This is a genomic window from Rosistilla oblonga (assembly GCF_007751715.1).
In the GTDB taxonomy this organism is placed as follows: Bacteria; Planctomycetota; Planctomycetia; order Pirellulales; family Pirellulaceae; genus Rosistilla; species Rosistilla oblonga.
This window is the reverse complement of the sequence record NZ_CP036292.1, coordinates 4,792,488-4,804,376: the sequence shown is the minus strand read 5'-3', so window position 1 is coordinate 4,804,376 and position 11,889 is coordinate 4,792,488. Positions and strand designations below refer to the sequence as shown.

At 59.6% G+C, this 11,889-nt stretch carries 8 protein-coding genes; 4 read left to right on the top strand and 4 right to left on the bottom strand.

Annotated elements, in window-relative coordinates; all coding sequences use genetic code 11:
• Positions 1–477: 477 nt before the first annotated feature.
• The gene (tnpA, locus tag CA51_RS16920) at positions 478–936 is read left to right on the top strand and encodes an IS200/IS605 family transposase (protein WP_145122409.1); all 459 of its coding nucleotides are present in this window, start codon (positions 478–480) and stop codon (positions 934–936) included.
• A gap of 771 nt (positions 937–1,707) precedes the next feature.
• Here the strand turns inward: tnpA and gap are convergent.
• Positions 1,708–2,733, bottom strand: coding sequence for a type I glyceraldehyde-3-phosphate dehydrogenase (gap, locus tag CA51_RS16915; protein ID WP_145122408.1), 1,026 nt, complete (start codon positions 2,731–2,733; stop codon positions 1,708–1,710).
• Between the two features lie 253 nt (positions 2,734–2,986).
• Between gap and CA51_RS16910 the strand changes: the two genes are divergently transcribed.
• Positions 2,987–3,790: a class I SAM-dependent methyltransferase gene (locus CA51_RS16910; protein WP_197451247.1), complete on the top strand. Its 804-nt coding sequence runs from the start codon at positions 2,987–2,989 to the stop codon at positions 3,788–3,790.
• Here the strand turns inward: CA51_RS16910 and CA51_RS16905 are convergent, their stop codons facing one another.
• Complete coding sequence (locus CA51_RS16905; protein ID WP_145122406.1) at positions 3,791–4,825, bottom strand: lysylphosphatidylglycerol synthase transmembrane domain-containing protein; 1,035 nt, start codon at positions 4,823–4,825, stop codon at positions 3,791–3,793.
• A 415-nt stretch (positions 4,826–5,240) separates the two neighbouring features.
• On the opposite strand from CA51_RS16905, the gene CA51_RS16900 reads away from it, so the two are divergent.
• A complete protein-coding gene (locus CA51_RS16900; RefSeq protein WP_145122405.1) occupies positions 5,241–7,349 on the top strand; it encodes a nucleoporin in 2,109 nt (702 codons plus the stop codon).
• 235 nt (positions 7,350–7,584) lie between these two features.
• Positions 7,585–8,769: a GNAT family N-acetyltransferase gene (locus tag CA51_RS16895; RefSeq protein ID WP_145122404.1), complete on the top strand. Its 1,185-nt coding sequence runs from the start codon at positions 7,585–7,587 to the stop codon at positions 8,767–8,769.
• Between the two features lie 598 nt (positions 8,770–9,367).
• On the opposite strand, the gene CA51_RS16890 is transcribed toward CA51_RS16895, so the two are convergent.
• Positions 9,368–10,654 (bottom strand): outer membrane protein assembly factor BamB family protein, encoded by a 1,287-nt coding sequence (locus CA51_RS16890; protein ID WP_145122403.1) that lies wholly within the window; start codon positions 10,652–10,654, stop codon positions 9,368–9,370.
• A gap of 133 nt (positions 10,655–10,787) precedes the next feature.
• Positions 10,788–11,753, bottom strand: a complete 966-nt coding sequence (locus CA51_RS16885) for a 2-hydroxyacid dehydrogenase (RefSeq protein ID WP_145124217.1) — start codon at positions 11,751–11,753, stop codon at positions 10,788–10,790.
• Between the last annotated feature and the right edge of the window lie 136 nt (positions 11,754–11,889).

Genomic DNA, 11,889 nt, shown 5'->3' with positions numbered 1-11,889 from the left:
CTGTTGGGCCTGGAGAATGGGCGGGTGTGTTGTTCGGTTTCGCGTACGGTGATTGAGATCCGTGTGTGGGGTGATTAAACCGCGCGCGTGATGCGGTGTGTATGCGTGGCGTTGATGATGGGTGTTGATGATGGGTGTTGATGATGGGTGTTGATGATGGGTGTTGATGATGGGTGTTGATGATGGGTGTTGATGATGGGTGTTGATGATGGGTGTTGATGATGGGTGTTGATGATGGGTGTTGATGATGGGTGTTGGGAATCGGCGGTTTGACGCCCCAACGGGGGCAGCGCTATGTCAGCCCAGGGCAACGCCCTGGGTTTCGGGGCGGACCCATCCACGGCGGAGCCCCAACGGGGCGGTTCTATGTGACGTTTTAATGTGGTGCCTGTTCTGCGATTTGTTTGTTCGGGCAGTTGGTGTTGGCTACAATGATTGGATCCCACGCGCTGCGGACTCCTATTCGTGAGCTGATCAATGTCTCAGTCGCTAGCCAAGGTTGCGATCCATTTCGTGTTTTCGACGAAACACCGTAAACCGTTGTTGGATCCGTTGGAACTTCGCGAGCAGTTGTATGCCTATATGGCGACAATCCTTCGCGACAATGTTGATTCCCCGGCCATAAAGATTGGTGGGGTCGAGGACCATGTTCATGCGTTGCTTTTACTGAGCCGAAAGTTTGCGCTCGCAGATGTCGCTCAGGAGATGAAGACGGAAACCAGCAAGTGGTTAAAGAAGCAAGCGACGGGGCTGAAGTCATTTTCGTGGCAGTCGGGTTACGGAGCATTCTCCGTCAGCGAATCGAACATCGACGATGTGAAGCGGTATATCGCCAACCAACAGGAACACCATCGAAAGATGACGTTCAAGGAGGAGTTTCGCGAGTTGTGTCGTCGCCATGGGCTGAAGATCGACGAACGTTATGTTTGGGATTAGTGGGAATGCCGTTTGTGTCCGAGGAATGGGCGTGTGTTTTGTTTCGTGGCGTGTGCGGTGATGAAACGTGTGCGTGGTTCGGGGAGAATCGGTCGGTTTGACGCCCCGAAGTGGGCAGCGGTAGGCCAGCCCAGGGCAACGCCCTGGGTTTTTGAACGCGCCCATTCACGGCGGAGCCCCAACGGGGCGGATCTACGTGACGTTTGGTAATGTGTGGCGCGATCGAGTTGGGGCCGCCCCGTTGGGGCTGGGATCTTTTGTTTGGCCGCCGTTTACCCAGGGCGTTGCCCTGGGCTGACATGGGGCCGGCCCTGTTGGGCCTTGGGAATTTGTGGGTGTTTGTTTGGCCGCCGTTTACCCAGGGCGTTGCCCTGGGCTGGCGTGGGGCCGGCCCGTTGGGCCTTGGGAATTTGTGGGTGTTTGTTTGGCCGCGGTTTACCCAGGGCGTTGCCCTGGGCTGACGTGGTGCCGGCCCGTTGGGCCTTGGGAATTTGTGGGTGTTTGTTTGGCGGCGTTTTCCCTGGGCGTTGCCCTGGGATGGCGTGGGGGCGGCCCTGTTGGGCCTTGGGAATTTGTGGGTGTTTGTTTGGCCGCGTTTTCCCAGGGCGTTGCCCTGGGCTGACGTGGTGCCGACCCGTTGGGCCTGTGGATTTGTTGGTCGGTTGGGATTGTTGTTGGGGCAAATAAAAAACCCTCGTTCTTTGGGAACGAGGGTTTTTCTGGCAATTCGCAGTTTTGCGCTATTTGCGTTTGGCTACGTAATCGGTTGGATTACATAGGGCCGAACTTGGCGATCAAGTCGGCGGTGCGGCTGCTGTAGCCCCATTCGTTGTCGTACCAGCTGATTACCTTAACGAACTTGCCGTTGTCGCCCAGGACTTGAGTGAAGTCGGCAGCGAAAACGCTGCTGTGTGGATCGTGAACGATGTCGCTGCTGACGATCGCGTCTTCGGTGTACATCAGGATGCCCTTCAGAGGTCCTTCAGCAGCTTCCTTGATCGCGGCGTTGATCGATTCAACCGATGCTTCTTTGCTCAAGTTGCAGGTCAGGTCGACGACGCTTCCGGTTGGCACAGGAACTCGCATCGCGATACCGGTCAGCTTGCCCTTGAGTTCTGGGATCACCAAACCGACAGCCTTGGCGGCGCCGGTGCTGGTTGGGATGATGTTCTGGCCAGCGGCACGCGAACGATACAGGTCGCCGTGCGGTTGATCTTGCACCTTCTGGTCGTTGGTGTAAGCGTGAACGGTTGTCATCAGGCCCGATTCGATACCGAAGGTGTCGTTGAGGACCTTGGCGACAGGAGCCAAGCAGTTGGTGGTGCAGCTGGCGTTCGAAACGCACTTCATGTCGGCGGTCAGTTTGTCATCGTTGACGCCCATCACGCAGGTCAGGTCGGCGCCATCTTTCGCTGGTGCGCTCAAAACGACCTTCTTGGCTCCGGCGGCCAAGTGCGAATCGTAACCTGGCTTGGTGTCGGTAGCACGTGCGGTGAAGAAACCGGTGCTCTCGATAACTACGTCGACGTTCATTTCGCCCCAAGGCAACTTGGCTGGGTCGCGTTCGGCCAATGCGGCGATCGGCTTGCCGTCGACGATGATCGACTTGTCGTCGTATGTGACCTCGCCTGGATAGCGACCGTGGATGCTGTCATACTTCAACAGCGTTCGCAGGGTTTTGTTGTCGGTCAGGTCATTGATCGCCACAACTTCGAATTCGTCGCTGCGTTCCATCAGATTGCGAAACGTCAAACGTCCGATGCGGCCAAAGCCATTGATTGCTACTCGAATTGCCACAGAATGCTCCTGTAAGAAGTAAAAATTGAATCGTGTTGAGGGCGACCAACAAAGGGTGAGCTCAATGTCGCACGGATTATAGCGGTAGAAAACGCCCCCCAGCCAGTCCCCTAGTAGCATTTTGCGGTTAGATCGACTCTCTTGAACGAAGCAATCTCTAGGCCTTGTTGTGGCCAAAGATGTTCATCGTTCCCTAGTAGGCCGGTTGTGTGTCAACCGGAACCCTTGTTGTCTCTAACCGTTTGAGCTGTGCGTGCAAATTGAATCGATTCCTTCGTGGCAGTTGCCTGCGGGCGTGAGCCCAGGAACCTGGGATTATGCCGCGCGACCGGCGATCGCAACAGAGTATGACCAATACTTCGCCGATCATCCGCTGTTCGCGCTAGATCAGCAGTTGGTTTTGCGGCATCTTCCTCCCCCCGATTCGCAGGGGCGAGCGACCGTTGCCGACCTGGGCTGCGGCACCGGGCGAGCGCTGGTCGCATTGGCAGCGAGCGGTTATCGCGGGCTGGCGATCGATCTGAGTCAGCACATGTTGGAAGTGGTGCAGCAGAAAACGCAAACTCAGGCGTTGCCGATCGCTTCGGTCCGGGCGAATCTTGTCGACCTGAACGGGATCGCTGACAGTTGTGTCGAGCACGCGGTTTCTTTGTTTAGCACGTTGGGGATGATCCGCGGCCGGGCGAACCGAATCGCGGCGCTTGGCCACACGCGGCGGATCCTCAAGCCGGGCGGCAAGTTTGTGCTGCACGTTCACAATATCTGGTCGTCGCTTTACGATCCCGCCGGCCTCCGGTGGTTGTGCCGTTCGTGGTGGTCCGGCCGCAAGCGAGGCGATCAAGAATTTGGCGATCGGGTCTATCAATATCGCGGTCTGCCGAACATGTTCCTGCACAACTTCGGCTTGAGTGAACTGAAAGCCGACTTGCGGCAGGCAGGGTTTCAGGTCGAACAGATCTTTCCGCTGAACCTGACCGCCAGTGGAGTGCTTCCGCTGCGACGGGTGTTGCCTCGCGTGCGAGCCGGCGGATTTGTGGCTGTCTGTCGCCGCGACTGATTAGGTTTCGTCGTCGGAAGCGGCGACGGCTTGGAACGATTCGCGAACCTCCCGTTGGCCGGTCCAATAGAAAACGATACCGATCATCGCGATCGCGATCTTGACGATTTCGTAGACCAGGCCGACGATCGTTCCCGACGCGTCGGTCGGCGTTGTCGGCAGCTTGGCATAAAGGTGGTCCAAAGCGCCTTCGAAGACTCCGATCCCAGCCAGCGAGATCGGCAGCCCGGCGACTGCATTGGCGATCGGTACGATCACCATATGTTCGGCGAGCGTGGGAGGATGTTCGTAGAGGCCCGCGGCGATGAAATAGATCGCCACGCCTAACAGTATGTGCACGACCACCGACATCCCGATCGTCACCATAAAGGCGGCGGTGTGATGGCGGAACGCTCGCAGCGGATCGGCAATGCGGTGCACAAATGGGCCGACCATCGGGACGTTTAAGATGCGGTCAAGCGCTCGGTCGATCAGGGACCCGCCCAGGACAACGCCCAGCATAAAAGCAGCTCCCGCCAAGGTTAGCGTGTAGACGACGGCGCGGATCATCGTCACGTCGTCTCCGGCTAACGAGTCTCCGATCATCCATAAAGCGACCGACGCGACCACTAGCAAACCGTAAAGTCCAACAACGCGATCGACCAGCGCCGTTGCAAAGACCTCGATCTTCTTGCCCGGCGTGCGGCGGGCCAGAAAGTAGGCTTTGAAGAGATCGCCCCCGACGGCTCCGATCGAAACAAAGTTCAACAGAAATCCGATCGCTGCCAAACGGATCCCTTCGGTCGGAGTCAGCGGGATGTTGTGGGAGCGAACCAACATCCACCAGCGAACATAGCTGAGCAGCGTTGCGCTGAGCCCGATCAGCAGCGCCATCGCGAGCAGAGAATATTGCTTTGGCGAATTCTGCAGCGCCAACCACTGCTGCGGTTGGATCTGGGAAACGAGGTACCAGACGATCCCAACGGGCACAGCAAACTTGGCGACCGTCAGCAGCACCGTCTTGAGAGACGTCGTTTTACTGGGTGTGGTGTTCATCGTCGCTGTCGATCAAGTGGGCTCGAAAATCTGACACACCCAGTTTGTGTCCTATATTTAGAGGATAGGTTTGGAAACCGCTTTTTGTATAGAGGATTGCAGCCACCGCGACTGCTGAGGATCCCAATTCGCGTTCCCACGGTCGCTTCTGACCGGCTGACCCCGTGACCAAATAATCGGAATCGTCCGCGTCAAGCATAGTTACCCTGAGGTTGCAATGATCGGAATCAACCGGATTTTCTGCTTCCCATCGGCCCCGATTGCTTGCTGCTGCCCGAATCGACAACTAGCATAAGGTCACAAACCCACCGCCACCGCGCGCGGCACGGCAGCCGACCCAACCTCCCCGACTGGCATCTGGTCGACCGTCGCAAACACCACAAGTTAGAGTCGCTTTCCCTGGAGACTGTAGATAATGAACCGACGAATTCGCCGTCAGTTGAGCGTGATGATCGTCACGACGCTGACCGTTATCATGGCCGTGCCACCGTATGCGATTGCCGGTTGCTTTGCACCCAAGGCAGCCAATTGCTGCTGCCCGTGCCCCGCCTCGTGTGCTCCCGTCTACTGCGCCCCGAGCTGCCAGCCGGCACCGGTCGTATCGCGATCGGTCAGCTGTGCTCCAGCGATCGTTTCGTCGCCATCGTGCGGTGGTAGCGTCGCCGCACCCGCTGGTTCGTCGGAACTTCCGACCTACCCCGCTGACAACTGCCCGATCTGCAAGACCGGATCTTACGGCAGCCACGCCGCGACGGAAGAACAAGAAGTTCTGATCATTCCTCCTGCGGCAGTCGAGGCCGAAGACGCACCTCCCGCTCCCGAAGCGGTTGTCGAAGCAGAGGCGGCTGAGGAGAAGGAAGAGCAGTCGATCCAACCCGCGACTGCATTGGAACCGATGCCAGCGGAACCGATGCCTGCACCGGAACCCGTCAATCCCGAGCCGATGCCGACGGAAACTCCGAATCCTTTTAAGGAACAGGAACCCGAGCCAGCTCCCGCGGAGCCGACTCCTGCTGAACCAGCACCTGCAGAGCCGACTCCGGCCGAAGCAGCACCTGCTGAGCCAGCACCAGCCGAACCAACTCCCGCTGAGCCCGCTCCTGCCGAGCCAACACCAACTCCTGCCGAGCCGACACCAGCTCCAGCTGAACCAACACCAGCCGAGCCAGCTCCTGCAGAAGATGATCCCTTCGGTGCGGCTCCTGCCGAACCGATGAAAGAAGCTCCTGCGGATCCGAAGCCTGCGGCGGATGATCCGTTTGACGCTCCAGTAGAACCAGCTCCGGCTCCTGCCGACGATCCCTTTGGTGCGGCTCCAGCCGAGCCAGCTCCCACGGCCGATCCGAAGCCAGCAGCGGACGATCCGTTTGGTGCTCCCGCTGAACCAGCGCCCGCTCCTGCTGACGATCCCTTTGGTGCGGCTCCAGCCGAACCGGCTCCCGCAGCCGATCCGAAGCCAGCAGCCGACGATCCGTTTGGTGCTCCAGTTGAACCAGCTCCCGCGCCAGCAGACGATCCCTTTGGTGCGGCTCCCGCCGAACCGATGACGGATGCTCCTGCGGACGACCTGTTCGACGCTCCAGCTCCCGCAGCCGATCCGAAGCCAGCAGCCGACGATCCGTTTGGTGCTCCAGTTGAACCAGCTCCCGCTCCAGCAGACGACCCCTTTGGTGCGGCTCCCGCCGAACCGATGACGGATGCTCCCGCGGACGACCTGTTCGACGCTCCAGCTCCTGCAGCTGATCCGAAGCCAGCAGCCGACGATCCGTTTGGTGCTCCTGTTGAACCAGCTCCCGCGCCTGCAGACGATCCCTTTGGTGCGGCTCCGGCTGAACCGATGACGGATGCTCCCGCGGACGACCTGTTCGACGCTCCAGCTCCAGCAGCCGACGATCCGTTTGGTGGTCCCGCTGAACCTGCTCCTGCAGCTGACGATCCTTTCGGTGCGGCTCCCGCCGAACCGGCGACCGACGCTCCCGCTGACGATCTGTTCGACGCTCCAGCCGAACCAGCTCCTGCGGCTGCCGACGATCTGTTTAGCGCTCCAGCCACGGACGCACCTGCCGACGCTCCAGCGGCTACCGACGATCTGTTCGGTACGCCTCCTGCAGCCGAACCAGCGGCTACCGACGACTTGTTTGGAACGCCGCCCGCGGCCGAACCCGCAGCAGCTGACGACTTGTTCGGAACACCTCCCGCGGCCGACGCGGCTCCTGCAGACGAAGCAAAACCGGCTGAAGACTTCGACGATCTGTTTGGCGAACCGAAGCCAGCAGAGGAGGAGAAGGAAGCGGCGGACGATCCGTTTGGCGATCTTTCCATGCGAGTTTGGAAGGACAACACCAGCACCTTCGAAACCAAGGGACGTTTGATCGTGATCGGAACCGATTTCGTCAAGCTGATGAAGACCAATGGTCGCACCTGCACCGTCCCAATGCGACGGCTCAGCCCAGTCGACGCCGACTACGTAGGCCAGATCGCCAAGTCGATCAACGCACCGGTTGTCCGCTTGGTCAGCAATTAAGCTCTGGCGATTCGCTAGTTAAACTGCAAAAAGGGGCGGGGTTTCCAAGGGAATCCGGCCCCTTTCTTTTTGAGTCTCGGACCGCTCGCGGCACCGCAGGCCCCTCAGTTTAGCGGTCGTGTGTTCGCTGAAATCTGGTGATTTGCTGGCAGCTGCGGACTTGAAGACTGCCGATTCTCAATTAACCTAGTTGGGCTGTACGTACGAGCATGTTTTCCCGGTCTCAACCCTGCCGTTGATTCAACCTATGCCGCTGGCCGATTCTGCAAACCAACCAACCGAGGTGCCAGAGACGCGACGGGGCGATCGCGGTGGAGCGGCGTCGGGTGCTGGCGGTTGCGGTTCGCAGCGTCCATCGACGTGCCGGACGATCCCCGTTCGCGAACTGGACGACGGGCTGGTCGCCGCTTGGAAAGCCCTGCGAGCCGACAATCCCGCACTCTACAGTCCCTTCTTTTCGCCCGAGTTCACCCTGGCGGTCGACGAGGTGCGCGACGACGGGCAGATCGCGATCGTCGAACGATCGGGCGAACCAATCGCGTTTTTGCCGTTCCATCGCAGCGGGCGATCGCTGTTTCCGATCGGGCGGACGATCAACGATGCTCACGGCCTGATCTGCGCTCACGATACGACAATCGATTGGCACTGGTTGCTGCAGCAATTGGATGCCACCGGTTACGAATACCACGCTCTCTTTTCGTCCAACGACGACGCTGGGGAGCATGCGTTTGGGTGGACCAAAGCTTTTTTGTGCGACCTGACGGCGTCGGATCTCCGCTACGATCTGTGGTTGGAACAGAATCGGAAAACGATCTTTAAGCAGCGTCGGAAGACGAAGAAGCTGATCCGAGACGAAGGCCCGCTGCGGTTGGAGTATGCGTCGACCGATCCGGCGGTACTCGATCGTTTGATCCAACTCAAACGCGAGCAATACCAACGGACTCGGATCTTCGACATCTTCTCGGTCGATTGGATCCGCAACCTGCTGCATCTAATGCTCACCCGCGACGGCGCTCTACAAGGACGTCTGTCGGCGCTTTACGCCGGCGACAAATTAGTTGCGATGCACATGGGGATGCAGGAGGGGAAGCTGTTGCACTATTGGTTCCCGGTCTACGATCAGGCTTTCGGATATGCATCGCCGGGGACCGCATTGTTCCTGGAGATCGTTCGCCAAGCTGAGGCGAATCGGATCGACAAGATCGACTTCGGCTACGGAGAGCTCCCCTATAAATGGACGCTCAACAATGTGATCGATAGCGTGCCGCACGGCGCGATCTGCGTCTCCCACGCCGCTTGGCACGCACGGCGGTTACGCGGCGGCGTGATGCAAACGCTCAAGGCATTGCCCGGCAAAGAGTGGTCTAAACGCGTGTTGCGGAAAGTCCATCCACAGTTCGGCCGCGGACGTTACCACTAGGGCCGTCGTCAGTGTCGGCGGTGTAGTTCGTTTAACCGCGTCCCATCGGGCCGCGCGTTCACGCGTAGAGCCTCGGACGCGCGGGGCGTTGCCACCGCGGTTAAACGATTGGTCATACCAGCACGAAGCGCAAGCGAGTGATTGTGCGAATCGAATCACTCACGCAAGTCGAATCACTCACGCGAATCGAATCACTCACGCGAATCGAATCACTCACGCGAAGCGAATCACTCGCTTGCGCTTCGTGCTGGTATGGGGGCCGTTTCAGGGGTGCGTTCGCATTTGTTTAACCGCGTGCCCATCGGGCCGCGCGTTCACGCGTAGAGTCGTAGACGCGCGGGGCGTTGCCACCGCGGTTAAACGATTGGTCATACTAGCACGACGCGCAAGCGAGTGATTGCGCGAGTCGAATCACTCACGCGAATTGAATCACTCGCTTGCGCTTCGTGCTGGTATGGAGGGCCGTTTCAGGGGTGCGTTCGCATTTGTTTAACCGCGTGCCCAGCGGGCCGCGTGTTGGAGCGTAGAGTCGCAGACGCGCGGGGCGTTGCCGCTGCGGTTGAGCGACGTTGGTGGCGTCGCATGGTTGGGCCGTCTGCTACTTTGCTCCGATCGCAAACAATCGCTGTTCCCCGCGGATGTAGATTCGTCCGTCGGCGATCGCAGGCGATGCAAACGCTCGCTCGCCCAGTTGCGGTTCGGCGATCTGTTGGAACTCTTTCCCCGGTTGCACGATGTGCATCGTGCCATCTTCGGCTAACAGGAAGACCTTCCCAGCAGCCAGCACTGGCGAGGCGCTGAACTTGCGTCCCAGTCGCACATTCCAGAAGCGTTCTCCCGTCGCGGTGTCGTAACAATTTGCTGTGCCACGGTCGTCGGCTACCACTAAAAACTGACCCGCCAGGATCGGCGAAGGGACATAGCTGCGAACGTCGGTGCTGTGCCAGGTGACATGCGAATCGCTAACATCATCGTGTCCGTCGGGGCGGATTGCGACGACGTGATGCGTCGGGTATCCGGCGGTGACGAAGAAGTGTTTGCCGTCGTAGACCGGTGAGGCGACAAACTGTTCGGTCGGCCCTTCGACGGTCCAAAGCGTCGAACCATCGCGCGGGTTAAAACTTGTAACCGCCATGCTTCCCGGCAACACAAGCTGGTCCGCGCCGTCGACCTCGCGGATCAGCGGCGTTGCATAACTGCGTGTTTGATGCCGACGCGGAACCTTCCATGCCGTTTTCCCCGTGTTGCGATCCAACGCCACGAGGAATGAATCGCCATCGTGATCGCCGTTGATGATCACCAGATCGCCAAATAGAACGGGATTGCTGCAGAATCCATGGACGCTGCTGAAGACTCCCGGCCGCGCCAACCAACGCTGTCTGCCCTCCAGATCGTACGCCGCGACGACGATCTTGCCGGGGGTGAGGTTCCGCGCCTTGCCTACGTTTTTGGCTGGAGCCTTGCGGCCATCGACCTCTAAGAAAACCGCAACGACTTGCTCGCCGTCGGTCGCCGGAGTGGTGCTGGCGAAGCTGTTCAGTGAATGCTTGGTCTCCAACGGTGCGTTAAAGACTGTCGACTTCCAAAGCGTCTCGCCCGTCGCGGTGCTGATGCACAACAGTTGGCGATCGTGTTGGTCCTCGATGCAGGTGACAAGAAAGAGTTTGTCGTTCCAGACGATCGGCGATCCGTGCCCCGTGCCGGGCAAGTCCTTTGTCCAAAGAATGTTCTTCCCCGTCGCACCGTCCCAGTCGGTTGGCGGTGCCGTCTCCTGGCTGCTGCCATCGCCGCGAGGTCCGCGCCAACCGGGCCACTGTTCGCCGTCAGCTTGGTGCAAGGGGAGCATCAGCAACAGGGCGAGACCGGTTCGCAGCAGCAGTTTCATCGGTGGACCACGTCGAAAGCGAGGGGCGTTGTGGAAGAAAGCGATCGCAGTTCTAAGCGGTCACGATAGCGAAAGCAAGCTTTTTCAGCCTGCTTCCGCAGTGGTCAGCCGGCCGCGGCGACGGCGTCGCAGATCAAGCGGGATCGACGCGGTGGGGGAGCGGTTTGCCGGCGAGCCCGGCCAGCAGATTGTCCGCAGCGATCGTCGCCATCGCATCGCGGCTGGCGACGGTGCCGCTGCCGATATGGGGCAGGATCACACAATTGCCAAGCGATCGCAGCGGGCTCGATTCCGGCAGCGGTTCGGGCTCGGTCACATCGAGCCCGGCGGAGAAGATGGTTCCCGCTTGCAGCGCCCGGTGGAGAGCGTCTTGATCGACGATCCCGCCGCGAGCTGTATTGATCAGCACGCTTGTCGGTTTCATTTGGGCAAACGCCGAATCGTTGAACAGCTTTTCGGTTGCGGGGTTCAGGTCGGTGTGGATCGAGACGAAATCGCTTTCGCTGAGCAGCTGAGAAAACTCGACTCGGCGAGCGTTCAACTGGCTGTCGATCTCCGGTTTATCGCTGCGCGACGTATAGACAACCGACATGCCCCAGCCGAAGTGAAGTCGTCGAGCGACCGCTGCGCCGATCCGGCCCATCCCAACGATCCCGATCGTTTTGCCAACCAGATCCTGCCCGATGAAGCCCATCGGTTCCCAGGTTTTCCACTGCTGGTTGGTCACGTTGTCGATCCCCTCTCGCATTCGCCGAGCGGCGGCCAACAGCAGGCCGACGGCGATATCGGCTGTCGCGTCGGTCAGAACTCCGGGCGTATTGCCGACGGCGATCCCGCGGCGGGCGGCTTCGGCGACGTCGATGTTGTTGTAACCGACTGCAAAATTGCTGACGACTTTCAGTTGTGGCCCAACGCGATCGAAAAATTCCGCGTCGATCCGGTCGCTCAACAGCGTCAGCACGCCATCGCAGCCGGCCGATTTTTCCAGCAGTTGATCGCGGGATGGAGGCAACGGTTGGGGCCAGACGTCGCAATCGCAAGTGGTGCGGATGCGATCGAGTCCCGCGTCGGGGATCTGCCGGGTAACGAAGACTTTCATAAAACGGACGTCCTGAGCTGACAACGGTGGTTGGGAGAGTGGCCGCGGACTGTTTGCGGCCTCCGCCGCCACGGGAGAGCGAATCCCCATTGGCGGGCTACATCGATTCAAAAGCATACGAAATTTCGCTTTGGGG

Bases quoted from the DNA above. Each gene is read 5' to 3' on its own strand.
- tnpA (WP_145122409.1), top strand. From the start codon at position 478: ATGTCTCAGTCGCTAGCCAAGGTTGCGATCCATTTCGTGTTTTCGACG.
- CA51_RS16905 (WP_145122406.1), bottom strand. From the start codon at position 4,825: ATGAACACCACACCCAGTAAAACGACGTCTCTCAAGACGGTGCTGCTG.
- CA51_RS16900 (WP_145122405.1), top strand. From the start codon at position 5,241: ATGAACCGACGAATTCGCCGTCAGTTGAGCGTGATGATCGTCACGACG.
- CA51_RS16890 (WP_145122403.1), bottom strand. From the start codon at position 10,654: ATGAAACTGCTGCTGCGAACCGGTCTCGCCCTGTTGCTGATGCTCCCC.
- CA51_RS16885 (WP_145124217.1), bottom strand. From the start codon at position 11,753: ATGAAAGTCTTCGTTACCCGGCAGATCCCCGACGCGGGACTCGATCGC.